The sequence below is a fragment of the Pelagerythrobacter sp. genome (assembly GCF_041912895.1).
In the GTDB taxonomy this organism is placed as follows: Bacteria; Pseudomonadota; Alphaproteobacteria; order Sphingomonadales; family Sphingomonadaceae; genus Pelagerythrobacter.
Genome location: NZ_JAYSGI010000001.1, coordinates 172,429 through 191,947, shown reverse-complemented (window position 1 = coordinate 191,947; position 19,519 = coordinate 172,429). Strand labels below are relative to the sequence as shown.

General features: G+C 68.3%; 19 protein-coding genes and 1 tRNA gene. 7 read left to right on the top strand and 13 right to left on the bottom strand.

Annotated features, from left to right (window positions below; translation table 11 throughout):
- Window positions 1-51: 51 nt before the first annotated feature.
- Both hrpB and ACE3QC_RS01000 read right to left on the bottom strand, forming a co-directional pair.
- On the bottom strand, window positions 52-2,478 hold the full coding sequence (gene hrpB / locus ACE3QC_RS01005; RefSeq protein WP_374405223.1) for an ATP-dependent helicase HrpB: 2,427 nt from the start codon (window positions 2,476-2,478) through the stop codon (window positions 52-54).
- A gap of 38 nt (window positions 2,479-2,516) precedes the next feature.
- Entirely contained in the window at window positions 2,517-3,527 is a 1,011-nt protein-coding gene (locus ACE3QC_RS01000; RefSeq protein ID WP_374405222.1) for a polyprenyl synthetase family protein, read from the bottom strand.
- A 78-nt stretch (window positions 3,528-3,605) separates the two neighbouring features.
- Between ACE3QC_RS01000 and ACE3QC_RS00995 the strand changes: the two genes are divergently transcribed.
- Window positions 3,606-3,899 (top strand): chorismate mutase, encoded by a 294-nt coding sequence (locus ACE3QC_RS00995; protein WP_374405221.1) that lies wholly within the window; start codon window positions 3,606-3,608, stop codon window positions 3,897-3,899.
- Between the two features lie 18 nt (window positions 3,900-3,917).
- On the opposite strand, the gene ACE3QC_RS00990 is transcribed toward ACE3QC_RS00995, so the two are convergent.
- The 5 genes from ACE3QC_RS00990 to ACE3QC_RS00970 all read right to left on the bottom strand — a co-directional run bounded on the left by ACE3QC_RS00990 (window position 3,918) and on the right by ACE3QC_RS00970 (window position 7,833).
- Complete coding sequence (locus ACE3QC_RS00990; RefSeq protein WP_374405220.1) at window positions 3,918-4,454, bottom strand: hypothetical protein; 537 nt, start codon at window positions 4,452-4,454, stop codon at window positions 3,918-3,920.
- A 103-nt stretch (window positions 4,455-4,557) separates the two neighbouring features.
- On the bottom strand, window positions 4,558-6,015 hold the full coding sequence (locus ACE3QC_RS00985) for a sensor histidine kinase (RefSeq protein WP_374405219.1): 1,458 nt from the start codon (window positions 6,013-6,015) through the stop codon (window positions 4,558-4,560).
- Window positions 5,966-6,643, bottom strand: a complete 678-nt coding sequence (locus tag ACE3QC_RS00980; RefSeq protein ID WP_047805901.1) for a response regulator transcription factor — start codon at window positions 6,641-6,643, stop codon at window positions 5,966-5,968. The genes ACE3QC_RS00985 and ACE3QC_RS00980 overlap by 50 nt, the downstream gene beginning before the upstream one ends.
- An 88-nt stretch (window positions 6,644-6,731) precedes the next feature.
- Window positions 6,732-7,037, bottom strand: a complete 306-nt coding sequence (locus ACE3QC_RS00975) for a hypothetical protein (RefSeq protein WP_374405218.1) — start codon at window positions 7,035-7,037, stop codon at window positions 6,732-6,734.
- 73 nt (window positions 7,038-7,110) lie between these two features.
- On the bottom strand, window positions 7,111-7,833 hold the full coding sequence (locus tag ACE3QC_RS00970) for an SIMPL domain-containing protein (RefSeq protein WP_374405217.1): 723 nt from the start codon (window positions 7,831-7,833) through the stop codon (window positions 7,111-7,113).
- Window positions 7,834-7,952: 119 nt separating this feature from the next.
- Here ACE3QC_RS00970 and ACE3QC_RS00965 point away from each other — a divergent pair, with 119 nt between their 5' ends.
- Window positions 7,953-9,539: an amidohydrolase family protein gene (locus ACE3QC_RS00965; RefSeq protein ID WP_374405216.1), complete on the top strand. Its 1,587-nt coding sequence runs from the start codon at window positions 7,953-7,955 to the stop codon at window positions 9,537-9,539.
- 44 nt (window positions 9,540-9,583) lie between these two features.
- Entirely contained in the window at window positions 9,584-11,401 is a 1,818-nt protein-coding gene (locus tag ACE3QC_RS00960; RefSeq protein WP_374405214.1) for an ABC-F family ATP-binding cassette domain-containing protein, read from the top strand.
- Here ACE3QC_RS00960 and ACE3QC_RS00955 read toward each other — a convergent pair.
- Window positions 11,398-11,979 carry a glutathione binding-like protein gene (locus ACE3QC_RS00955; RefSeq protein ID WP_374405213.1) on the bottom strand — a complete coding sequence of 194 codons (582 nt, stop codon included), beginning with the start codon at window positions 11,977-11,979 and terminating at the stop codon, window positions 11,398-11,400. The genes ACE3QC_RS00960 and ACE3QC_RS00955 overlap by 4 nt on opposite strands.
- A gap of 56 nt (window positions 11,980-12,035) precedes the next feature.
- Window positions 12,036-12,509, bottom strand: a complete 474-nt coding sequence (locus tag ACE3QC_RS00950; protein WP_374405212.1) for a DUF6456 domain-containing protein — start codon at window positions 12,507-12,509, stop codon at window positions 12,036-12,038.
- Between the two features lie 89 nt (window positions 12,510-12,598).
- Between ACE3QC_RS00950 and ACE3QC_RS00945 the strand changes: the two genes are divergently transcribed.
- Together ACE3QC_RS00945 and ACE3QC_RS00940 are read left to right on the top strand one after the other, a co-directional pair.
- Window positions 12,599-13,171: a helix-turn-helix domain-containing protein gene (locus ACE3QC_RS00945; protein WP_374405211.1), complete on the top strand. Its 573-nt coding sequence runs from the start codon at window positions 12,599-12,601 to the stop codon at window positions 13,169-13,171.
- Window positions 13,168-14,358, top strand: coding sequence for a glycosyltransferase (locus tag ACE3QC_RS00940; RefSeq protein WP_374405210.1), 1,191 nt, complete (start codon window positions 13,168-13,170; stop codon window positions 14,356-14,358). The genes ACE3QC_RS00945 and ACE3QC_RS00940 overlap by 4 nt, the downstream gene beginning before the upstream one ends.
- Window positions 14,359-14,370: 12 nt before the next feature.
- Here the strand turns inward: ACE3QC_RS00940 and secF are convergent, their stop codons facing one another.
- Genes secF through yajC form a run of 3 tightly spaced genes read right to left on the bottom strand, consistent with a single transcriptional unit; the run spans window position 14,371 to window position 17,293 of the window.
- Entirely contained in the window at window positions 14,371-15,348 is a 978-nt protein-coding gene (gene secF, locus ACE3QC_RS00935; protein ID WP_374405208.1) for a protein translocase subunit SecF, read from the bottom strand.
- Window positions 15,349-15,360: 12 nt separating this feature from the next.
- Entirely contained in the window at window positions 15,361-16,956 is a 1,596-nt protein-coding gene (secD, locus tag ACE3QC_RS00930) for a protein translocase subunit SecD (protein ID WP_374405207.1), read from the bottom strand.
- Window positions 16,957-16,972: 16 nt separating this feature from the next.
- Entirely contained in the window at window positions 16,973-17,293 is a 321-nt protein-coding gene (gene yajC, locus ACE3QC_RS00925; RefSeq protein WP_374405206.1) for a preprotein translocase subunit YajC, read from the bottom strand.
- A 205-nt stretch (window positions 17,294-17,498) separates the two neighbouring features.
- On the opposite strand from yajC, the gene ACE3QC_RS00920 reads away from it, so the two are divergent.
- Window positions 17,499-17,575 (top strand) — tRNA-Pro (locus ACE3QC_RS00920).
- 120 nt (window positions 17,576-17,695) lie between these two features.
- A complete protein-coding gene (locus ACE3QC_RS00915) occupies window positions 17,696-19,183 on the top strand; it encodes an amidohydrolase family protein (protein WP_374405205.1) in 1,488 nt (495 codons plus the stop codon).
- Window positions 19,184-19,187: 4 nt separating this feature from the next.
- Here ACE3QC_RS00915 and ACE3QC_RS00910 read toward each other — a convergent pair whose 3' ends face one another.
- A complete protein-coding gene (locus ACE3QC_RS00910; protein ID WP_374405204.1) occupies window positions 19,188-19,346 on the bottom strand; it encodes a hypothetical protein in 159 nt (52 codons plus the stop codon).
- Window positions 19,347-19,519: the final 173 nt, after the last annotated feature.

Genomic DNA, 19,519 nt, shown 5'->3' with positions numbered 1-19,519 from the left:
CTTCGTGTCTTCGTGTGACAAAATCTTTTCTCGCTATCTACATGAACCCTGTCAGCCACCGCCCCTCGAAAAGGCGTTCTTCGTCTTCAAGCTCGGCGCCTCCGCCCACGGTTCGTCGGGCCAGCGGTGCTTCGGGTAGCGGCCCTTCATGTCCTTGCGCACCTCGGCCCAGCTGCCGCGCCAGAAGCCGGGCAGGTCGCGGGTGGACTGGATCGGGCGGCCCGCCGGGCTGGTGAGCTTGAGCAACAGCGGCGTGCGGCCGATCATCGGATGGCGCTCCAGCCCGAACAGCGCCTGCACCCGCACCTCGACGCTCGGCGCGTCGTCGCCGCTGTAGTCGATCGCGTGGTGCGTGCCGGCGGGGGAAGCGAATTCGCGCGGGGCGTCGCGGTCGAGCGCCTGCCGGTCGCCCCAGTCGAGCTGGCCGAGCAGCGCATCGACGAGCCTGCCGCGCGGCACGGCGAGATCGCGCCGCCCCTCCAGCAGCGGACGCAGCCAAAGCGCCGCGTTCTCGGCCAGCCCCTCGGGCGAAAGCGCGGCAATCCCGGCGTAGCGCGCGCGGGCGAGCAGGTCGGCGGGGAGCAGTTCCCCCAGCCGCTCCACCGCCTTGTCCACAAGCATATCCACAATGGCCTCGGGATCGGGCGACGGGTCCGGCCCGCTGGCGAGCACGATCGCGCCGAGGCGACGTTCCAGCCGGGCTTCGACCCGCCCTTCCCCCGCGTTCCACTTGAGCACGGAGCGCCGCTCGATCCGCTCGGGCAGCCAGCGTTCGATCTCGGCTTCCTCGAGCGGGAGCGCGGCGGTGATCCGCGCGCCCTTCGCCTGCCCCTGCGCGTCGCCGATCGCGAGCCATTCGGCGCGCGCGAGCGGGCTGGCCGGATCGAGCACGAAGCCGCGTCCGCCCGCCGACAACCAATGCTCGCCCGAAGGATCGCGGCGGCGCGCGATATTGTCGGGCAGACCAGCCGCAAGACAAATTCCCGCTGGAACAGGGCTTTGGGAAGGTAACTTCGTCAATTCCTCAGCTTTGCGCGCCCATCGCTCGGCCAGCTTGCGACTCGCTTCGGCGCGCGGCGAGCGGTCGGCGGCCCAGCGCTGGAGGCGGCCCGCGAGATCCTCCCCCCGCCCGCCGAGCCCGCGTTCCTGCAACAGCAGCGCGATCCGCGCGGCATCGCGCGCCGCGCCGTGTTCGGCCCCGAACAGGACCATCGCGGCGTGCGCGGGATCGAGCGGGAGCGCGGCCAGCGCCTCGCCGCGGTCGGTGATCCGCCCTTCCCCGTCGAGCGCGCCGAGTTGCGCCAGCCGCTCCCGCGCAGAAGCGAGCGCGGCGGCGGGCGGCGGATCGAGCCAGGCGAGCAAGGCCGGATCGCTTCCGCGCCGCGCGAGGCCGAGCAGCAGCGGCGCCAAGTCGGCGGTGGCGATTTCGGGCAAGTCGAATTCGGGGCGGCCGGGGTGCGCGGCCTCCTCCCACAGGCGATAGGCGACGCCGGGCCCCTGCCGTGCCGCACGCCCAGCACGCTGGCCCGCCGAGGCCTGGCTCGCGCGACGGGTTACGAGGTGCGTGGTGCCCGCCGCCTTGTCGAATTCGGCATGGCGCGCCACGCCGCTGTCGACCACCACCGATACACCGTCGAGCGTCAGCGAAGTTTCGGCGATCGCAGTGGCGAGCACGATGCGGCGGTGCCCCTGCGGATCGCGGCGGATCGCGGCGCGCTGGGCCGCAGGGTCGACTTGGCCGTGCAAGGGCAGGATTGGCATGTCGGGCAGGCGCTCGGCGAGCCGCTCGCGAGTCCGCTCAATCTCGCGCACGCCGGGCAGGAAGGCGAGGATGTCGCCCTCGGTATCGCGCCACGCCGCCATGACGGCAGCCGCCATCGCATCTTCGAGCCGTTTGTCGGGTGCCGAGCCCAACCACCTGATTTCGAGTGGAAATGCCCGCCCCTCGCTCGCGATCACCGGCGCATCCTCGCCCAGCAACCGAGCGAAGCGCGCGCCGTCGATCGTCGCCGACATGACGCAGACGCGCAGGTCCTCGCGCACCACGGCGCGGGTTTCCAGCGCCAGCGCGAGGCCAAGATCGCTGTCGAGGTGCCGCTCGTGCGCCTCGTCGAACAGCACGGCGGAGACGCCCGCAAGTTCCGGGTCGTCGATCACGCGATTGACGAAGATCGCCTCGGTCATCACCAGCACCCGCGTCTTCGCCGAGGTGCGGCTGTCGAGCCGGGTCAGGTAGCCGATCGTTTCGCCTGCCTTCTCGCCGAGCAGTTCGGCCATCCGCTCGGCGGCGGCGCGCGCGGCGACCCGGCGCGGGCTGAGGAGGATGACCTGCCCGGTGCACCACGGCTCGCCCAGCAGCGCGGGCGCGACCGCGGTGGTCTTGCCGGCCCCCGGCGGCGCGACCAGCACCGCCGTGCCGCTTGCACGCAAGGCGGCGAGCAGTTCGGGCAAGGCGACGTGGATCGGGAGGTCGGTCACGCAGCTGCCCTACTCACCTCGTCATCCCGGATGCGGAATCAGTACCCCCGCGCCACCGCGAAGTGCGCGGCTTCGGCCATCGCGGCGCGGGCGCGGCCGTCGGGGAAGATCGAGATCGCGTCCACCGCGCGGGCGGCGAAGTGGCGAGCGCGTTCGCGTGTCGCCTCGACCGCGTCGTACTTGCCGATCAGGTGGATCGCCTCGGCCAGATCGTCGTCGGACGTGCGCAAGCCGGAGATGGCGGCCTGCCAGAACTTGCGCTCTTCCGCGGTGCCGCGCGCATAGGCGAAGATCACCGGCAGGGTCATCTTGCCTTCGCGGAAATCGTCGCCCTTGTCCTTGCCCATCTCGGCGGCGTCCGAATCGTAGTCGATCGCATCGTCGACGAGCTGGAAGGCGACGCCGAGGTTGCGGCCGTAATCCTCCAGCGCGCGTTCCTCGCGCTCGCCGCATTCGGCCACGACCGCGCTGATGCGGCTCGCGGCGGCGAACAGTGCGGCGGTCTTGGCGCCGATGATGTGAAGGTAGCGCTCCTCGCTGGTTTCGATCTGGCGCTGCGCGGTGAGCTGCGAGACCTCGCCCTCGGCGATCACCGCGCTCGCGCTCGAGAGGATCTTGAGCACCTTGAGGCTCCCGTCCTCGGTCATCAGTTCGAACGCGCGGCTGAACAGGAAATCGCCGACCAGCACGGTGGCCGGATTGCCGAAGATGATGTTCGCCGCCGCCTTGCCGCGGCGCAACTCGCTGCCGTCGACCACATCGTCGTGCAGCAGCGTAGCGGTGTGGATGAATTCGACCGACGCGGCGAGCTTGTGGTGCCGTGTGCCCTGGTAGCCGACCAGTTCCGCCCCCGCGAGCGTCAGCATGGGGCGCAGCCGCTTGCCGCCGCCCGAGATCAGGTGCCCGGCGAGGCGCGGGATCAGCGGGATTTCGCTCTGCATCCGGTCGAGGATCACGGCGTTGACCGAGTTCATGCCCTGCGCGGTCAGCGCGAGCATCGGATCGAGCGTGGGCGTGCGGCGCGGCAGGGGAACGACGTCGGCGGTCATGATGCGCCCGCATTGGTGGCCGCGACGCGGCTTGGCAAGCTTGGAATCGTGACGTCCAGCGTGATATGCGAGCGCGCGATGGCCGATTCCGAACCAGATGCGCAGCTCGCCGCCTTCCGCCGCAGCATCGACAACATCGATGCCGCGCTGGTCCATATCCTGGCGGAGCGGTTCCGCATCACGCAGGCGGTCGGCAAATACAAGGCGGCCAATGAGCTGCCCCCGGCCGATCCCTCGCGCGAAACCGAGCAGATCGCGCGGCTGCGCAAGCTGGCGGAGGATTCGCAGCTCGACCCGGAGTTCTCGGAGAAGTTCCTGCGCTTCATCATCGACGAGGTCATCCGCCACCACGAGCGCGCCAGAAGCGGCTGACGCGGCGGCTAGCGAGAGTCAGTCGTCGCGGTCGCGCCCGCGCCACCTGCGATCGCCGTCGCGGCCACCGCGCCGATCGTCGCGGTTCCAGTCACCCCGGTCGCCGCGCCGATCGCGCCAGTCGTCGCGCCGGTCCTCCCGACGTTCGCGCCAATCCTCGCGCCGGTCGCGCCAGTCGTCACGCCGGTCGCGCCAGTCGTCACGCCGATCGTCCCGGCGGTCGCGCCAGTCATCGCGCCGGTCGCGGCGATAGTCGGACCAGTTGTCGCGCCACTCGCGCCGGTCGCCATACCCGTGGCGGCGCGCCTCCCAATAGCGGCGGGTGCTGTCGTTCCAGCGATAGCGCTGGCCGGCGCGGTTGTAGACATAATAGCCGGTGCCCGGATAATAATAGTCGTTGTACCAGCCGTAATACGACGAGCCGTAGCCGCTGCCATATCCGCCGCGGTCGTAATAGCCGCTGCCGTAGCCGTACGACGCGCCGCCGTAACCGTATCCGTCGTCGTAAGTGCTGCACGCCCCGAGGCCGATCGTGGCTGCGGCCAGGGTCGCCATGGCAAGTATGCGCTGCGCCATCGTCAGTCTCCCGGAAAAAAGTTAGCTTACAAGCTGCTATGCGCGAACCGGCGCGAAGTTCCGAAGCGCCCTCCGTACCGGCTCAGCCGGCACGCGGCAGCCGGAGCTTCACCAGCAGTCCGCCGAGATCCTCGCTTTCGTTCAGCTCGACCGAACCGCCGTAGATTTCCGCCACGTCGCGCACGATCGCGAGGCCGAGCCCGGTGCCGGGTTTGCCGGTATCCAGCCGCGCGCCGCGATCGAAGATGCGTGTACGCTCCTCTTCGGGGATGCCCATGCCGTCGTCCTCGATCCAGATCACGCAGCCGTCGGGATCGGGCTCGGCATCGATGGTGACGAACACGCTGCCGCCGCCGTACTTCGCGGCGTTCTCGATCAGGTTGCCGAGGATCTCGTCGAGATCCTGCCGCTCGATCGCGACGCGCGCCTCGCGGCTCCCGTCGATATCGAAGCGAACCTCGGGATAGAGCCGCTCGACCGCGCGGCGCACGGCTTCGGCGCTGTCGCACACCGGCGTGCGCGCATGGCCGACCGAGCGGCGCCCCACGGCGCGCGCGCGGGCGAGGTGGTGGTCGACGTGGCGGCGCATCGTGCGCGCCTCGCGGATCACCGTGGCGGCGAGATCGGGCGCGTGCGCGGTGGCCGCGTTGTTGACCACCGTGAGCGGCGTCTTGAGCGCATGCGCGAGATTGCCCGCGTGGGTGCGCGCCTCCTCCGCCTGCCGCTCGGAGTGCGCGAGCAGCATGTTGAGCTCTTCCACCAGCGGCTGCACCTCCAGCGGCAGGGGGTCGGTTACCCGGTTGGTGCCGGTGGTGCGGATGCGCTGGATCGCCGCGCGGATGCGGCGCAGCGGCAACAGGCCGTAGTAGCTTTGCAGCACCGCCATGCCGATCAGCCCGAGCCCCAATGCGGCGAAGCTCCACACCAGGATCGAGCGGATGCGCGCGATCTGCTTGTCCATCTCCTCGCGCGCGGCGGCGACGGTGAAGGTCCAGCGCACGTCGCTGCCGGGCAGGATCACCGTGCGCTCGACCGCGCGCAGCGGTTCCTCGGGAAACTGGCGGTTGTCGTAGAAATGCGGCTCGTGGTCGATGTGGTCGCCCTGCTGGGTCAGCGTGCGGTCCCACAGCGATTGCGACGGTTCGAGCGAGTACGATTCGAAGCCCTGCCGCCCTTCGGCCGAAATCTGCCAGTACATGCCCGAATTCGGCTCGAGGAAGCGCGGCTCGCCGATCGGACGGATGAAATAGACCTCGCCGATCGGATCGACTTCGGAGATCGCGATCATCGTGTTGAGCAGGTAGCCGAGCTGATCGTCGAAGTTCTGTTCGACCTGGCCGGTGAGCGACCGTTCGAGCGCGACGCCCCCGCCCAGCAGCAGCACGACGATCCAGCCCGCCGCGATGAGCAGCATGCGCCGCGCCAGACTGCCGGTATGCGGAGTCTGCCCGTCGCGAGGCTCCGCCGCGCCGGCGGCCGGATCGGCGGCCTCAGGCGCGGGGGGCGTCTGCGGGGTCGTCGAGACTGTAACCGAGGCCACGGATGGTCGTGATGACGTCCGCACCCAGCTTCTTGCGGATGCGGGTGACGAAGACCTCGATCGTGTTCGAATCGCGGTCGAAATCCTGATCGTAGATGTGCTCGATCAGTTCGGTGCGGCTGACCACCTTGCCCTTGTGGTGCATCAGGTAGCTGAGCAGCTTGTATTCCTGCGCGGTCAGCTTGACCGGCTCACCCTTCAGCGTGACGCGGCCCGAGCGTGTATCGAGCCGCACGTCGCCCGCCGTGAGTTCGGACGAGGTGTTGCCCGAGGCGCGGCGGATCAGCGCGCGCAGGCGGGCGATCAGCTCCTCGGTCTGGAAGGGCTTGGCGAGATAGTCGTCCGCCCCCGCGTCCAGCCCGGCGACCTTGTCCGACCAGCTGTCGCGCGCGGTCAGCACCAGCACGGGGAAAGTGCGCCCTTCGCGCCGCCACATGCCGAGCACGGTGAGCCCGTCGATCTCGGGCAGGCCGAGGTCGAGGATGACCGCGTCGTAATCCTCGGTCGAACCGAGGAAGTGGCCGTCCTCGCCATCGGTCGACAGATCGACCGCATAGCCGTTCTGTTCGAGCGTGGACTTGAGCTGCTGGCCGAGTGTCGGTTCGTCCTCGACGATCAGGATGCGCATGTTTCGGTCCGTTCCCCCTGGGATAAGGCTGACGCTAAGTGGGCTTTCGGCGTGAACGCGTCAACAAGCCTGCCGGTTTCCTGCGCCGTCAGCGGCTGCGGCGCAGGACGCGGCCGGTGCGTGCATCGACGTCGACGTAGATCACGCGCCCTTCGCGGATGAACTTGAGGCGATAGGCCATCGCGGTCGAATCGTAAGCCGGGCCGAGGTATTCGGCGTCCTTCATCGTCGGCAGCACGCGCCGCTCGATATCGCGCAGCTTCATCAGGTTGCCCGCGTGCATCTCCTTGCGCGCCTCGCCCTGATCGTCGCGCGACTGGGCGTGCGCGGGGGTGGCGGCGAGGCCGGAAATCGAGAGCGTGGCGGCGAGGCAGGAGGCGATAAGCTTGCGCATGACGCCTTAGTGCCTAGGCGGCGCGCATTGAACAAGCTGTGAATATGCGCGCCGCCGCCGGTTCAGTTTTACCTTACTGGGTCATCTCGTACTTAACCGTGAGCGTCACGAGCGTCTCGACCATGCCCGGCTCGACCGGGGTCGGCGCCTTCGCCTCGGCCATCACCGCGCGCGGCGCGTTGCCGGCATAGGGCATCGGCGGGCCCGGTTGCACGGTTTCGTTCACCTCGAGCAGGCGGACATCCGAATAGCCGGACCAGCTCGCGTATTCGGTAGCCTGCGCCTTCGCCTTCTCGAACGCGGCCTGACGCGCCTGCTTGCGCGCTTCGCTGTCGTCGTCGAGCGAGAAGTTCGGCCCGCCGATATCGGTCGCTCCGGCGGCGACCAGCGCATCGAGCACGGGGCCCGCGCGCGCCACGTCGCGCAGCGTCACGCTGACGCGGTTGGAAGCCTGATAGCCGCGGAATACCTGCCGGCGGGTCGCCTGATCGTAATCGTACTGCGCGCCGAGGTTGATGCCGACGGTGCGGATGTCGTCGGCGGCGATGCCGAGCGCCTTGATCCGCTCGACCACCGCGGTCATCTGCTGGGCGTTGCGCTGCATCGCCTCGACCGCGGTCTGCGCATCGGTGGTGACCCCGGCGCTGATCTCGACGATGTCGGGCTTGGCCTGCACGGTTTCGTTGACGGTCAGCTCGACCACCGGGCCCTGCGCCGGAATCTGGACCTCGGCGGCCTGCGCGGGAAGCGCGCCGGCGGAGGTAACGGCGAGCAACGGGATGGCATAGCGGAACATAAGCACTCCTTTGTTGGTCCGGCGCTGATGCGGACAGGCCGGTTACGCGTGGATGAACCGGGTTGTTCCGGCGACGGATCGCGGCGATAGCGTCCGCAGACGATAGACGGAGGGGTCCCTTGCCTACCTTGAACCTGCGCGCCGTGCTGGCCGCCTGCACTCTGGTCTGGAGCACCGCGCTCGCCGCGCAGCCGGGGATGGAGCCGGTGCCCGACCGCCCGGCCGGCGAAGGCGAAGGGCCCTACCCCACGCTGGTGATCCGCGGCGCGACGATGATCGACGGCACGGGCGCCCCGCCGATGGGGCCGGTCGACATCGTGGTCGAAGGCGACCGGATCGCCGGGGTCCACTTGGGCGGCGCGCCTGCCGACGCGATCGCTGGCGCGGATCGCACGATCGATGCGGGCGGCATGTTCGTGATGCCCGGCTTCGTCGACGTCCACGGGCACAACGGCGATCCGGGCAAGGCCCCGCAGCCGAGCTACGGCTACAAGCTGTGGCTGGCGCACGGGGTGACGACGGTGCGCGGCGTCTCGTTCTACTTCGGCCCCGACCAGCCCGACCTCAGCGATGCCGCGCGCAGCGAGGCGAACACGATCACCGCGCCGCGGCTGATCCCCTATGCCGCGTTCGGCGACAAATGGCCCGGCGGCACGCCCGACACGCCGGAAGAAGCGCGCGAATGGGTCCGCTGGATCAAGGCGGCGGGATACCACGGGGCGAAGTTCTTCAATTCGGAGACCCCCGAAGTGCTCGGTGCCGCGCTCGACGAAGCGGATCGGCAGGGACTCGGCACCGTCGCGCATCTGGCGCAAGTGGGCGTGGCGCAGGTCAACGCGAGGAAGGCGGTCGAACTCGGGCTCGACGGCGTGACGCACTTCTACGGCCACTTCGAAAGCCTGCTGGAAGACGGCGTGGTCCCCGAATATCCGGCGGGCTACAACTATCTCGACGAGCAGGACCGCTTCGGCTGGGTGGCCCGGCTGGCGGACGAGATCGTCGAGCCGGGCAGCGAGGCGTGGGACGAATACGTCGATTTCCTGGTCGACAGCGGCGTGACGCTGAGCCCGACGTTCAACATCTATTCGGCCAGCCGCGACGTGATGCGCGCGCGGACCCTCGAATGGCACGACCGCTACACCCTGCCCTCACTGATGAACTTCTACGAGCCGAGCCTGACCAACCACGGCAGCTATTATCACGACTGGTCGACCGAGGACGAGGCGGCGTGGCGCAAGTTCTACGCCCCGTGGATGCGGCTGACCAACGAGTTCAAGAACAAGGGCGGCCGGGTCACCGCCGGATCGGACCCGGGCTATATCTACCAGACCTGGGGCTTCGCCTATATCGGCGAGCTGGAGATGTTGCGCGAAGCCGGGCTGAGCCCGCTCGAAGTGATCCAGGCGGCGACGATCAACGGCGCGCGCGAGATCTACCAGCCCAAGGGCGAGGAGCCGCCGATGGGCCGGATCGCGGTGGGCAAGCTCGCCGATCTGGTGATCGTGCCCGAGAACCCGCTCGACAACCTCAAGGTGCTCTACGGCACCGGGCACAAGCGGTTGAACCGCGAAACCAACCAGCTCGAGACGGTCGGCGGCGTGCGCTGGACGATCAAGGACGGGATCGTGTTCGACGCGCCCACGCTGCTGGAAAGCGTGGCCGCGATGGTCGAGGCGGAGAAGGCGCGGATGCCGGCCGCGCAGTAAGGCGGCTTGCCGCGCGCGCTGCGCTCGCCTAACCGGCGCGCCTCATGGCGCAACCTCCGATCCTCTCATGGGAAGGCCTCGGCCTGCAGCAAGGCGGCCGCTGGCTGTTCGGCGGTCCCGACTACGGCGACATCGACCTCCACATCGGCCCGCGCGACCGGCTCGCGCTGATCGGTCGCAACGGCGCGGGCAAGACCACGCTGTTCAAGCTGATCGACAATCAGATCGAGGCCGACCGCGGGCTGCGCAAGGTCAAGCCGGGCACGCGGATCGTGCTGCTGGAGCAGGAGCCGGACTTTTCTGGCTGCGAGACGCTGATGGACTTCGCGCTGCGCGGGCCGCACGCGCCCGCCGAGCACGAGGTGGAGGCGATCGCGGGCCAGCTCGGGATTGACATGGCCACCCCGGCGAAGGGCGCGAGCGGGGGCGAAAAACGCCGCGCGGCGATCGCCAAGGCGCTGGCGCAGGAGCCCGACCTGCTGCTGATGGACGAGCCGACCAACCACCTCGACCTCGCCGCGATCGACTGGCTCGAAGGCTGGCTCGACCGCTACAAGGGAGCCTTCGTCGTCATCAGCCACGACCGCACGTTTTTGAAGCGCCTGACCCGCGCGACGATCTGGCTCGACCGCGGCGGGCTGCGGCGCAAGGAAGTCGGCTTCGGCGGGTACGAAGCGTGGGAGGAGGCCGTGTATGCCGAGGAAGCGCGTTCCGCAGAAAAGCTCGACGCGAAGCTGAAGCTCGAAGCGCACTGGCTCGAACGCGGCGTGACCGCGCGGCGCAGGCGCAACCAGGGGCGGCTGGAAAAGCTGCGGCAGATGCGCGCCCAGCGCGCCGCGATGATCGCGCCCAAGGGCACCGCGAAGCTGGGACTGGCGACCGAGGAGGATTTCAAGTCGAAGTCGGTGATCGTCGCGCAGGGCGTCTCGAAGTCTTATGGTGATCGGAAGATCATCCGCGACTTTACGCTACGCATCCAGCGCGGCGACCGGATCGGTGTGGTCGGTGCGAACGGTGCGGGCAAGACCACGCTGCTGAAGCTGCTCACCGGCGAGATCGTGCCCGACGAAGGCAGCGTGGAAATCTCGAAGAAGCTCACCGGGGTGATGATCGACCAGCAACGCTCGCTGCTCGAAGGCGACCGCACGGTGCGGCAGGTGCTGGCCGAGGGCGGCGACTGGATCGACGTGCGGGGCGTGCGCAAGCACGTGCAGGGCTATCTCAAGGAGTTCCTGTTCGATCCCGGCGTCGTCGACACGAAGGTCGGGATCATGTCGGGCGGCGAGCGCAGCCGGCTGCTGCTCGCGCGCGAATTTGCTCGCAAGTCGAACCTGCTGGTGCTGGACGAGCCGACCAACGATCTCGACCTCGAAACGCTCGACCTGCTGCAGGAAGTGATCGCGGACTACGAGGGCACCGTGCTGATCGTGAGCCACGACCGCGACTTCCTCGACCGCACGGTGACGCTGACGCTGGGCCTCGACGGCAGCGGCTTCGTCGACATCGTGGCGGGCGGCTACGAGGACTGGGAGGCGAAACGCCGATCCTCCCTGTCGCGCGGGGGAGGATCGTCACGGGGCGATGGCGGCGGGGCCTCCACAAAATCTCCGGCCGCCCCGCCCCCGCCGAAATCGACCAAACTCTCCTACAAGGACCAGCGCGATTACGAGCTGCTGCCCGCACGGATCGAGGAACTGGAAGCGGCGATCGTGCGCGGCGAGGAACTTCTGGCGGACCCCGAGCTCTACGCCCGCGATCCGCAGAAGTTCGCCAATCTCACCAAGGGAATCGAAAACGCCCGCGCCGAGAAGGATTCGGCCGAGGAACGCTGGCTCGAACTGGCCGAACTGGTCGAGGGCTAACCCAGCCCTTCGGCGGCCATCGCCTGCTTCACCGAATCGCGCGCGAGGTTGCGCTTGCGGTATTCCTTCAGCGTATCGGGCAGTTCGACGCCGAACTTGTCGGCCCACAGCAGCGTGACGAACAGGTAGTTGTCCGCCACGGTCGGGCCATCGCCGACGAGCCATTCGCGCCCGTCCATCAGCTTTTCGGTCAGCTGGTACTTGTCCGCGAGCGCTTTCTTGGCCTTCGCCTGGCGCTCGTCGGTGTCCTTGCCGAACAGCGGATGATAGCCGCCGTGCAGTTCGGTGCCGATGAACCCGAGCCATTCGAGCATGCGGTAATGGTCGTTGCCCTTGGGCGCAGCGCCGGTCCAGTCGGCGACGTAGGCGAGCACCGCGGGGTTCTCGGTCAGCACGTCGAAATCGTCCGATGCGATCGCGGGCACGTAGCCGCGCGGGCTGATCGCGTAGAAATCCTCGCCGTCCTCGGTTTGATGCTTCCCGAGGTCGACCTTGACCTTGTCGAACGTGCGCCCGCTCTCGATCAGAGCGATATGGCTGGCGAGGCTGCAAGCGCCGGGGGCGTAGTAAAGTTTCATGGATAGCTTCCTTTCACTGGAAGGAAGGCTTCGCGGCGCATCGCGTTCCGAAGCCGTCACGCGATGCGATAGAAATCGGCCACCCGGTCCAGCGCGATCCTGAGCACCAGCTTCCCGCTGCGCGCGGGCCAAGCGAGCGCGCGTTCGGCATCGGGCAGACTTTCGCAGCCGCAGACGACGCGCCACAGGATGTCCTCCAGCCCCTTGCCCGCCTGGGCGATCGCGCCGTGGAAGCGCTGCTTGGCGGCGATCTGGCGTTCGGTGGGGGTGAGCCCGACCCCGCGCTGCGTCTTTATCCGCACCGGATCCCATCGCATCGTCACGTTCGGGGCGAGCGCGGCGCGCTCGTAATCGGCGCGCAGGCGCTCGCCCGCGTCGAACAGCCGATCCTCAATATGGCCGCGCGCGTGAAGCCAGGCGAGCGGCGATTCGGCGAGGTTGACGGTTACCGTGCGGCGCTTGCCGCGCGCGGTTCCGCTCCGGCGCGGCCCCTCCCCCGTCAGTTCGCGTTCGGCGAGTTTGCGCGGCATTGCGATCTCCTTCTGGCTGCGGATCGCCCCTTGCCAAAACGACACTGATGTAGGAAAGTGAAAACCATATCGGTTACACGAGGATCGTCATGATAAACCGCATCCGCGACATTCGCCGCGAAAAGGGCCTGACGCTCGCCGATCTCGCGCAGGCCTGCGATCCGCCGACCACCGCGCAGACGATCGGCCGGCTCGAAACCGGAATGCGCAACCTCTCGATCAAGTGGATGGACCGGATCGGCGCCGCGCTGGGTGTGTCGCCCGATGCGCTGGTCCGTTCGGACGGCATCGCGCATCCGCAAGTCGTCGCCAAGCTCGGCGGTGGCGGCCCCGAAGCGCTGGCCAAGCCGCGCGACGCGATCGCGCCGACCGAGATCGGCGGCGATGCTCCGCTGGTCGTGCTCGCGGTCGAGGCCGCGACCGGCCCCTATCTCGCGGGGGATCAAGTGTGGTTGCGGCAGATCGACCCGGAGGACGCGGCGCGTGCGATCAATCGCGACGTGCTCGTCCCGCGCAAGGGCGGGCGGTTCGCTTTCGGGCGGCTGATCGACCGGCAGGGCGACCGCCTGGGTATCCTGCCAACCGGCGCGGGACAGAAACAGCAGGTGGTCGATTCGCCGCCCTGGCTCGCGGTTGCGGAAATGCTGGTGCGGCGGCTGTGACCGGGCAGCGCCACCGTCGCCTGCTGTCGATCGCGACGCTCTACCCGAACGCCCACACCCCGCAATTCGGCACCTTCGTCGCGCGCTCGCTCGAGGCGCTCGCCGCGCGCGACGACTGGGAGGTCACCGTCATCAATCCGATCGGCATCCCGCCGCTCGCGCTGGGCCGCTACCGCGCGCTCGCGGCGGCGGCGGTCGACGGGGTGGAAGGCGGCGTCGCCGTCCACCGCCCGAGCTTCCTGCTGATCCCGCGGATGGGCGGGCGCATCAACCCGGCGATGATCGCGCGCGCGATCCTGCCGCTCGCCCGGCGTCTGCATGAGGAACAGCCGTTCGACCTCGTCGACGCGCAGTTCTTCTACCCCGATGGCCCCGCGGCGGCGTGGATCGCCCGGCAGCTCGACCTGCCCTACGCGATCAAGGCGCGCGGATCGGACATATCGTATTGGGGCGCCCGGCCGTTCGCGCGCGAACAGATGGTCGAGGCGGCCGAGGGCGCGCGCGGACTGCTGGCGGTGTCCCACGCGCTGGCGGAGGACATGGCGGCGCTGGGCATGCCGGCGGGCCGGATCGCGGTGCATTACACCGGGCTCGACCGCGACCGCTTCCGACCGCTCGCGCACACCGGGCTGCGCGCGCGGCTCGGCGAACGGCTCGGTATCCCGCTGGCCGAGAGCGACAAGCTCGTCGTCACCGTCGGCGCGCTGATCGACCGCAAGGGACAGGATCTGGTGATCGGCGCGATCGCTGGCCTGCCGGGTACGCGGCTGCTGCTGGTCGGCAAGGGCGAGGACGAGGCGCACTTGCGCCGGCTCGCGGCCGATCTCGGCGTGGCCGGGCGGGTGCATTTCCTCGGCTCGGTCGATCACGATCTGCTGCCGGTGGTGCTCTCCGCCGCGGACGCGATGGCGCTGCCCTCACGCAGCGAGGGGCTGGCCAACGCCTGGGTCGAAGCGCTCGCCTGCGGCACACCGCTGGTGATCTCCGACGCGGGCGGCGCGCGCGAACTCGTGACCGCGCCGGAGGCCGGGTACATCGTCCCGCGCACGATCGAAGGGGTTGCAGGCGCGCTGCGCAGGCTGTTCGCCGCCCCGCCCCCGCGCGAGCGGGTGGCGGCGACGGTCGAACGGTTCGGCTGGCCCGCGCACGCCGCGCAACTGGCGCGGCTCTACGCGAACTTCGCCTAGGGCTCTCAGGCCCTAGACCTCGCCGCGGGCGATCTTCTCCTGTCGGTCGGCGGCCGATTCCTGCGGCACGAAGCTGTTCGAATCGACGCCCAACCAGATCAGGATCGGCGCGGCCATGTAGACCGAGCTGTAGGTGCCCACGAACAGGCCGAGCGTGATCGCGGCGACCATACCGAACAGGCTCGGCGGGCCGAACAGCAGCAGCGGGATCAGTGCGATGAACAGCGTCAGCGAAGTCATCACGGTGCGCGCCAGCGTCTCGTTGACCGACAGGTCGAGCAGCTCGGGCAGCGGCATCTTGCGATACTTCTTCATGTTCTCGCGGATGCGGTCGTAGATCACGATGGTATCGTTGAGCGAATAGCCGATGATCGCAAGGATCGCGGCGATGCTCTGCAGGCTGAATTCCATCTGGAACAGCGCGAACATGCCGAGCGTCAGCGACACGTCGTGAAACAGCGCGAACAGCCCCCCGACGCCGAACTGCCATTCGAAGCGGACCCAGATATAGAGCGCGACCGCGAGCATCGCAGCGAGCAGAGCGAAGGCTGCGTCACCGCGGAACTCCTCCGAAACCTTGCCCGAAACGTTCTCGTTTCCGTCGAGCCGGAAATCGGCGAAGCTCGAATCCAGTTCGGCGACGATGGCGTTCGCGATCGTCTGCGCCGCCTCGGGATTGCCCTCGGCGCTTTCGGGTAGCGGCACGCGGATCGCGACCTGATTGTTCTCACCGAAGCGCTGCACGACCGGCTCGCCGTAGCCGAGGCCGGCCACGGTATCGCGCAGCTCACCCACCGGCGCCTCGCTGCTTTCGGTGAAGGTCGCGGTGATGTTGAGCCCGCCGGCGAAGTCGACGCCGTAGTTGAGGCCCTTGGTCATCACCAGTCCCCAGCTCGCCACGATCAGCAGAATGCTGACCACGTAGAACGGCATGCGCCAGCGCAGGAACCTGATGTTGGTGTCGTCGGGGACGAGCTTGAGCAGTTTCATGTGTCGTCTCCCTTAAAGGCGGATGTCCTGCGGCCGCGCCTTGCGCAACCAGCCGGCGACCCACATGCGGGTCAGCGACACCGCGGTGAACACGCTGGTGAACAGCCCGATCACGAGCACGACCGCGAAGCCGCGCACCGGCCCGGTGCCGAACATGAACAACAGCGCCCCCGCGATGAAATTGGTGATGTTGGCGTCGAAGATCGCGCGGCTCGCCTCGCGGTAGCCGTTCTCGACCGCGGCGACCACCCGCCGCCCGCGCTTTCGCTCCTCGCGGATGCGCTCGTTGATCAGTACGTTCGCGTCGACGGCCGCGCCGATGGTCAGCACGAAGCCGGCGATGCCGGGCAGCGTCAGCGTGGTGTTCATCAGCGCCATGATGCCGAGGATCATCAGCACGTTGAACACCAGCGCGATCGTCGCGTAGACGCCGAACCGGCCGTAGGTGGCGATCATCAGCGCGACCACCGCGGCCGAACCGACGATCATCGCGATAATCCCGAGACGGATCGATTCGGCGCCGAGGTCGGGGCCGACGGTCCGCTCTTCGACCACGGTCAGGTCGACCGGCAGAGCGCCCGACTGGAGCGAGATCGCCAGTTGCTGAGCGCTTTCGGCGGTGAAGTTGCCCGAAATTTCGGAGACGCCGCCGAGGATCGGATCGTTGATCACCGGGGCCGAGATCACCTGGCCGTCGAGGATGATCGCGAACTGCTTGCGCACGTTCTCGGACGTCAGCTTGGCGAACCGCGCCCCACCCTGCTGGTCGAAGGTGATGACGACGACGTCCTGATTTTCCTGATTGCGGCTCGCTTGCGCCTTGATCAGCGAGTTGCCGTCGATCCCGCCCAGCCGATAGACCGCGACGCTCTGTCCGGCGAAGCCGCTGTCGGGGGAATAGGGGAATATCTGCTGCCCCGGCTCGGCGATGCCCTGCGCGATATCGGTCGGCAGCGCGCTTTCGTTGACAAGCTTGAATTCGAGCCGCGCGGTCTTGCCGATCAGTTCCTTGACCTGCTCGGGATCCTGCAGGCCGGGAACCTGCACCACGATGCGATTGTCGCCCTGGCGGATGATCGTCGGCTCGCGCGTGCCGAGCGCGTTGATGCGGCGGTCGATCACGTCCTGCGAAGCATCCATCGCGGCGTTGACCGCGCGTTCGAGGCCCGCTTCGGTCGGTGTCAGCACGACACGCGTCTCGTCCTCGACCGCCAGGTTCCATTCGCGCACCAGTCCCTCGCCGTTGAGCAGGGGTTCGAGCAGTTCGCGCACCCGGTCGACGTCGGCCACGCTCTCGACCATGAAACTCAGCCGCCCTTCGGCGGTCGACAGGTCGCCGAAATTGATCGCGGGTTCGGCGCGGTCGAGCGTCGAATTGACCGATTCGGCCATGTTCTGCAGGCGCTGGCGGGAAACTTCGCCCGGATCGGCCTCGAGCAGGATGTGACTGCCGCCGGCAAGGTCGAGCCCGAGGTTGACCTCCGGATCGGGCAGTGCTGACGGCCAGTTTGCGCCGCTGATCGACACGAGCGACGGCAGCGCGAGAAGCGAGCAGGCGAGCGTCAGCCCCCAGAACCAGCCACGCTTCCAGAGCGGGAAATCGAGCATCTGCGTTTCTCTCCGCTCAGTCGTTCGCGGCTTTGCCGCCGGGCGGAACGATGTCGCCGATCGTGCTCTTAACCGCCTTCACGCGCACGCCCTGCGCGATCTCGATCTCGGCATAGCTGTCGTCGACCTTGATCACCTTGCCGACGATGCCGCCGGCGGTGACGACCTGGTCGCCCTTCTTGATGCCGGCGATCTTCTCGCGATGCTGCTTCTGCTGGCGCATCTGCGGGCGGATGATCAGGAACCAGAAAATCGCGATCATCCCGACGATCGGGAGCCACTGGATCCACGCGGGCGGCGCGTCTGCGCTGGCCGCCGCGGCAAGGAAATCGAGCATGGGTAAAGCGCCTATCGAGCTTGAGACCAGGAAGTCGGCGGGATTGCGCACGCCCGCAAGCGGACCTTGGCCTCCCCGGCGATCAGGTGGGCGCGCCTAGCAGCATTGCAAGGGCAGGGCAACGAATCGCGCACCTGCCCCGCCCCGCCCGATCGGCGCTTGCCAGCCGCCCGACTGCCCCCTATAGGGCCGCCCTCCACTGGATCGGGACGTAGCGCAGCCTGGTAGCGCATCACACTGGGGGTGTGGGGGTCGGAGGTTCGAATCCTCTCGTCCCGACCAGTGGTTTCAGCAGCATCGGCGGCACCCGCTTCGGCGACAGCTCCGCCCTCCCCTTGCGTCGTTCGCCATACCTGTCATCACCTGTCATCCTGCCTTCGGGCGAGGATGAAGGAGCGAGCGATGCGGTTTTTCACCGACAGCGACCGTGAGGGCCTGGATCCGGCGGAGGAGAGCGAGCCGCGCACGCCGCTGCCGGTGCGGATGGTGGCGAGCGAGGAATACCTTCCCGTGCGGCAGACCGCCCAGCAGCGCGAGGCCGAGCAGCGGCTCTACGCGCTGGCCGACGAAATCGCGCCGCGGCTGGGGCTGAGCCGCCGGCGGTTCTTTCAGACATCGGCCGGGATGGCGGCGGCGTTCACCGCGCTCAACGGCACGTTCGGCAACCTGTTCGCCGCCAGCGCCGCCGAAGCCGCGACGCCCGAGGCCGCCGACGAGCGCGCCCGCGCCTTGTCGGGCCAGTTCATCATGGACATGCACACCCATTTCCTGCGCGACGATACGAAGCTGACCCACTTCGTGGCGATGCGCGAATCGGTCGCCGCGCAAGGGTGGAACCCGCAATTGAGCGAAGCGGGCGAGCAGACCATCGACGATCTGAAATTCGCCAATTACTTCAAGGAAGTCTATCTCGATTCCGACACCAAGATCGCGCTGATATCTTCCGCTCCGTCCGAAATTCCCGACGACTGGTTCCTGACCAACCGCCAGATGGCCGAAGCGCGGACGCGGGTGAATGCAGAGGCCGGCGGCAAGCGGATGATGACCCATGCGATCATCACTCCGGGCGCACCAGGCTGGCTCGACGATCTCGACGCCGCGCTGGAGCTGAAGCCGGATTCGCTCAAGGGCTACACGGTCGGCGACAACACCCACAAGGATCTCGCCCGGCACCCATGGCGGATGGACAGCGAGGATACCTACCGCGGCTACGAGAAGGCGGCGGCGGCGGGCATTCGCAACATCTGCGTGCACAAGGGCCTGTGGGGCCGGCAGCTCGACGATCGCTTCCCGCGCCTCGCCCCCTATGCCCGGGTCGACGACGTGGCGCAGGCGGCGAAGGACTGGCCGCAGCTCAATTTCGTGATCTACCACGCGGCCTATCGGCTCGACGATCCGGCCTGGGCGCTCGAGGAGTTCGAGCGCACGGGGCGCATCGACTGGGTGACCGACCTCGCCGAAATCCCCGCGAAGCATGGGGTCGACAACGTCTATGCCGATCTCGGCCAGATCTTCGCGCAAACGCTGATCGCGCAGCCCCGGCTATGCGCGGCGATCATGGGGCAGCTCGTCGCCGGGCTCGGCGCCGATCACGTGTGCTGGGGCACCGATGCGGTGTGGACCGGCTCCCCGCAATGGCAGATCGAGGGGCTGCGGCGGCTCGAAATCCCCGAGGACATGCGCACCAAGTACGGCTTCGCCGAACTCGGCCCGGCCGACGGAGCAGTGAAGAACGCGATCTTCGGCGGCAACAATGCGCGCCTCTACGGGATCACCGCGGCGGAGGCGGACAGCGTGGCCGGCGACCGGGTAGCGGCGATCCGCCGCGACTATCTGGCAGGCGGCGCTGCGCCGTCCAACCGCCGCTACGGCTACGTCGCGCGCGGCTAGAGGTTCAGCGTTCGCGGCGGCGCATGAAGCGCTGCAGCCAACCGGGCTTCTCGTCCATCGGCTGGATGCGGCCGAAGATTGCCCGGCGCGCGGAAGGATCGAGCGTGTGCTCCGACAGCCTGCCCCCACCCGAACCCGTACTGTGGAACCTGAAACGCGACACGCGACCCTCCGTTGAAATTCGACCCTGAATTCAAGGGGCCGACTATGCCGCATTTCCTGTCGCGCGGTTGAATATTCTGCGCGCCCCGCCGCAAGCCGAGCGCCGGTCGCCGCGAACCGGTTTCAGGGCTGCGGCGAGTTGAAAAATCCGCGCAATCGTGCGTGCGGTTGCCT

What these genes read in the sequence shown, in the direction of transcription:
- yajC (WP_374405206.1), bottom strand. Translation starts at nt 17,293, where the DNA reads ATGCTCGATTTCCTTGCCGCGGCGGCCAGCGCAGACGCGCCGCCCGCG.
- ACE3QC_RS00980 (WP_047805901.1), bottom strand. Translation starts at nt 6,643, where the DNA reads ATGCGCATCCTGATCGTCGAGGACGAACCGACACTCGGCCAGCAGCTC.
- ACE3QC_RS00915 (WP_374405205.1), top strand. Translation starts at nt 17,696, where the DNA reads ATGCGGTTTTTCACCGACAGCGACCGTGAGGGCCTGGATCCGGCGGAG.
- ACE3QC_RS00945 (WP_374405211.1), top strand. Translation starts at nt 12,599, where the DNA reads ATGATAAACCGCATCCGCGACATTCGCCGCGAAAAGGGCCTGACGCTC.
- ACE3QC_RS00955 (WP_374405213.1), bottom strand. Translation starts at nt 11,979, where the DNA reads ATGAAACTTTACTACGCCCCCGGCGCTTGCAGCCTCGCCAGCCATATC.
- ACE3QC_RS01000 (WP_374405222.1), bottom strand. Translation starts at nt 3,527, where the DNA reads ATGACCGCCGACGTCGTTCCCCTGCCGCGCCGCACGCCCACGCTCGAT.
- ACE3QC_RS00990 (WP_374405220.1), bottom strand. Translation starts at nt 4,454, where the DNA reads ATGGCGACCCTGGCCGCAGCCACGATCGGCCTCGGGGCGTGCAGCACT.
- ACE3QC_RS00995 (WP_374405221.1), top strand. Translation starts at nt 3,606, where the DNA reads ATGGCCGATTCCGAACCAGATGCGCAGCTCGCCGCCTTCCGCCGCAGC.
- ACE3QC_RS00960 (WP_374405214.1), top strand. Translation starts at nt 9,584, where the DNA reads ATGGCGCAACCTCCGATCCTCTCATGGGAAGGCCTCGGCCTGCAGCAA.
- ACE3QC_RS00970 (WP_374405217.1), bottom strand. Translation starts at nt 7,833, where the DNA reads ATGTTCCGCTATGCCATCCCGTTGCTCGCCGTTACCTCCGCCGGCGCG.
- ACE3QC_RS00950 (WP_374405212.1), bottom strand. Translation starts at nt 12,509, where the DNA reads ATGCCGCGCAAACTCGCCGAACGCGAACTGACGGGGGAGGGGCCGCGC.
- secF (WP_374405208.1), bottom strand. Translation starts at nt 15,348, where the DNA reads ATGAAACTGCTCAAGCTCGTCCCCGACGACACCAACATCAGGTTCCTG.
- secD (WP_374405207.1), bottom strand. Translation starts at nt 16,956, where the DNA reads ATGCTCGATTTCCCGCTCTGGAAGCGTGGCTGGTTCTGGGGGCTGACG.
- ACE3QC_RS00975 (WP_374405218.1), bottom strand. Translation starts at nt 7,037, where the DNA reads ATGCGCAAGCTTATCGCCTCCTGCCTCGCCGCCACGCTCTCGATTTCC.